This is a genomic window from Rhizobacter sp. P3_B12 (assembly GCF_056402895.1).
Genome location: NZ_JBFUGN010001263.1, coordinates 1 through 1,468, shown reverse-complemented (window position 1 = coordinate 1,468; position 1,468 = coordinate 1). Strand labels below are relative to the sequence as shown.

2 protein-coding genes are annotated in these 1,468 nt (G+C 69.5%); one reads left to right on the top strand and one right to left on the bottom strand.

What is annotated here, in order from left to right; genetic code table 11:
* Positions 1-118: 118 nt before the first annotated feature.
* On the bottom strand, positions 119-421 hold the full coding sequence (gene ureA, locus AC1D01_RS34355; RefSeq protein ID WP_477873936.1) for an urease subunit gamma: 303 nt from the start codon (positions 419-421) through the stop codon (positions 119-121).
* An 81-nt stretch (positions 422-502) separates the two neighbouring features.
* On the opposite strand from ureA, the gene AC1D01_RS34350 reads away from it, so the two are divergent.
* The coding region (locus tag AC1D01_RS34350) for a purine-cytosine permease family protein (protein WP_477873934.1) at positions 503-1,468 on the top strand (966 nt) is incomplete at its 3' end.

The window sequence follows — 1,468 nt, the reverse complement described above, 5'->3', positions numbered from 1 at the left end:
GCGTCATGGTGCTGGCCGGCATCGGCGCCGGTGTGGGCCATCGCGAGGGCCGGCAGTGCCAGCAGCAGGCCGGTGGCAAGYCGGCGGGAACGCATCGTCTCAGTCATGGGGATCTCGTTCATGCAATGGGTTGGTGCACGGTCACCAACTTGGTGCCGTCCGGGAAGGTCGCCTCGACCTGGATCTCGGGGATCAGCTCGGCCACGCCCTCCATCACGTCGGCGCGGGTCAGCACCGTCTTGCCCTCGCTCATCAGCGCCGCGACCGTCCTGCCGTCGCGCGCGCCCTCCATGATGGCCGCGCTGATCAGCGCGACCGCCTCGGGGTAGTTGAGCTTCAGCCCGCGCGCCTTGCGGCGCTCGGCCAGCAGCGAGGCCGTGAAGATCAGCAGCTTGTCTTTCTCACGCGGCGTCAGTTCCATGGTGGTGCGGGAAGCAGAAGGTGTGCCACATCTTAGGGCGCCTGGTCACCGCAATGGCACGGGGCTTGCGCTCGACACCGCATGAAGTCTGCCAACCCGCCAGACGGCGCCCTGCCGGTCGGCCCCGCGATCGTGCCGGTCGACCGGGCAGGAGAGGGCACTGCCGACGAGCGCGCGGTGCAGCGCGTCGTGAAGGTCCGGCGCGACTACAACAGCTGGGTCGCGCGCGAGACGATGGAGGACTACGCGCTGCGCTTCACGCCGCACAGCTTTCGCAAGTGGTCCGAGCTGCGCGTGGCCAACACCGCGTTCGGCGCCGCCTCGTTCCTGGTGCTCGAGGCGGTGGGCGCGACGCTGCTGGTGCAGTACGGCTTCCTGAACGCGTTCTGGGCGATCCTCGCGACCGGGCTGATCATCTTCCTGGCCGGCCTGCCGATCAGCTTCTACGCGGCGCGCCACGGGCTCGACATGGACCTGCTGACGCGCGGCGCGGGCTTCGGCTACATCGGCTCGACCATCACCTCGCTGATCTACGCGAGCTTCACCTTCATCTTCTTCGCGCTCGAGGCGGCCATCATGGCCTACGCGCTCGAGCTCGCGTTCGACGTGCCGCCGGCCTGGGGCTACCTGATCTGCGCGCTGGTGGTGATCCCGCTGGTCACGCACGGCGTCACCGCGATCAGCCGGCTGCAGGTCTGGACGCAGCCGCTGTGGCTGGTGCTGCTGGTCGTGCCCTACGTCTACGTGCTGCGCCAGAACCCGGGCGTGCTCGATGGCCTGGTGCACTACGCCGGCGCCGAGGGCCGCGGCGCGGAGTTCAACCTGGGCCTGTTCGGCGCCGCGATGACGGTGGGCATCGCGCTGATCACGCAGATGGGCGAGCAGGTCGACTACCTGCGCTTCATGCCCGAGCGCACCGCGGCCAACCGCAAGCGCTGGTGGCTGGGCGTGCTGATCGGCGGGCCGGGCTGGGTGGTGCCGGGCGTGCTCAAGATGCTGGGCGGCGCGCTGCTCGCGTACCTGGCGATCAGCCATTCGGTGCCGGTC

Excerpts from the sequence above, each read along its gene's own strand:
- ureA (WP_477873936.1), bottom strand. The coding sequence starts at position 421 with ATGGAACTGACGCCGCGTGAGAAAGACAAGCTGCTGATCTTCACGGCC.